This is a genomic window from uncultured Alistipes sp. (genome assembly GCF_902388705.1).
GTDB lineage: Bacteria > Bacteroidota > Bacteroidia > Bacteroidales > Rikenellaceae > Alistipes.
The window spans coordinates 1-2,018 of record NZ_CABMQJ010000123.1 but is presented as its reverse complement, the minus strand read 5'-3'; the positions used below and the strand labels follow the sequence as shown (position 1 = coordinate 2,018).

General features: G+C 64.5%; 2 protein-coding genes. Both read left to right on the top strand.

Going from position 1 to position 2,018, the window contains the following annotated elements; all coding sequences use genetic code 11:
* On the top strand, positions 1–378 hold a 378-nt coding region (locus QZT71_RS12425; RefSeq protein WP_295916669.1), incomplete at its 5' end, for a WG repeat-containing protein.
* Between the two features lie 40 nt (positions 379–418).
* Positions 419–2,018 (top strand): DUF4954 family protein (locus QZT71_RS12420; protein WP_295916667.1); only part of this gene is annotated, 1,600 nt, incomplete at its 3' end.

Here is a 2,018-nt window from a genome sequence, read left to right as displayed (position 1 = left end):
CAAAACGGCACCCGCCGGGACACTGCCTCCGGCAACGGCGCGTGCGTCCACGTCGGAAGCGGAAACGACACGCCCGGAGCCGAAGAAACCGCGAGCGCGGAAGCTCCCGAACTTTTCGTCGAGAACGGACTCTGGGGTTACGGCACCCCGGAACGAATCGCCGTACCGCCCCTGTACGACTGCGGATTCGACTTCACCGAGGGGCTGGCGGCCGTGAAGCTCGGCGACGCATGGCACTACATCGACCCTGCGGGACGTCCGCGCATCCACTGCCCGGGGTGCGAAGCCGTCAAACCGTTCCGCGGCGGACGGGCGCGAATCGTGCGCGGCGGCCGCCGGATGGAAATCGACCGGGAGGGCCGCGAGTTTGATATTTAGCCGCAAATCGTTATATTTGCATCTGCTTAATACGAAAGTGATGCCCCAATACAGAAACATGACACCGGCGGAGACAGCCGCTGTCGAAGCCCTCGGCTCGTCGGCGGAAGCTTGGCCGCAGGTGCGGGTTTCGGACGATTTCACCCCTTCCCAACTGGTGCAAAGCCACCTGGAAGGCACGGTCGAAATCGGCTCCGGAGCGCGCATCGTCCGCTCGCGCATCCGCAATTACCGCATCGGCGAGGGAGCGCTCGTCGAAGGCGTCACGGCACTCGAATGCCGCCGCCGGAGTACGTTCGGCAACGGCGTGGGCGTGGCGACGATGAACGAATGCGGCGGCCGCACGGTAAAGATATTCGACGGCTTGACAGCCCAGACGGCCTACCTGATGGCCGTATACCGCCACCGCCCGAAAACCATGGCGGCGCTGGAGGCAATGGTCGACGCCTATGCCGAAGCCAACGCCTCGGAGATGGGAAGCGTCGGCGCGAAGAGCCGCATCGTCGGCGCGAAATTCATCCGCGAAGTCCGCATCGGCGACAATGCCGTCGTCGACGGGGCCTCGCTGCTCGAGAACGGCACGGTGGGCGACGGCGCACACATCGGCGTGGATGTCAAAGCCTACGATTTCATCGCGGCGCAGGGGGCCCATATCGACAACGGCTCGATTGTCGAGCGCTGTTTCGTGGGCGAAAGCTGCCGGCTGGACAAGGCATTCACGGCTGCCGAATCGCTCTTTTTCGCCAATTCGCACTGCGAAAACGGCGAGGCCGCCTCGATCTTCGCAGGCCCCTACACCGTTTCGCACCACAAGTCGTCGCTGCTGATCGCCGGCATGTTCTCGTTCTTCAACGCCGGCAGCGGCTCCAACCAGAGCAACCACCTCTTCAAAAGCGGCGCCGTACACCAGGCCGTGCACCTGCGCGGCTGCAAGTTCGCCAGCGGGGCCTATATCATGTCCCCGGCGCTCGAGGGAGCCTTCACGATGATTATGGGACACCACTCGTTCCACCACGACACTTCGGTGTTCCCCTACTCCTACCTGATTGAAAAGGAGGGGCGCACGGTGCTGATGCCGGGCGCGAACCTCACCAGCTACGGCGCCGTGCGCGACATCGAGAAGTGGCCCGCCCGCGACCGCCGCACTCACAAACGCGACGTAATCAATTTCGAAGAATACAATCCCTACATAACCGAGGCGATGCTGAAAGCCGTGGACACGCTCCACACGCTCGCCGGCGAAGACCCCGACGCACCGTCGTACGTCTACCGCAAGGCGGTAATCCGCGCCGCGGCGCTCAAGCGGGGAATCGGCCTCTACAACAAATTCATCGTAGCCGCCCTGGGCGCCATGCTCGACCGCGGCGAATCGACGGAGCGCTACGACGGCAGCGGCCGCTGGCTCGACATCGCCGGACAGTACATCACCAAACGCGCAGTCGAGGCCATCCTCGACGCCGTCGATTGCGGCGAGCTGACGACGCCCGGCGAGGTGGACAACCGCTTCCGGGTCTTCTTCGTCCATTACGACGACTACGCCCACAGCTGGGCCGAGCAAATCTACGCATCGCTGCTGGGCCGCACGCCGACCGTCGCCGACATCGGCGACGCCATTGCGGCGGGCCGCAACGCCCACGCCG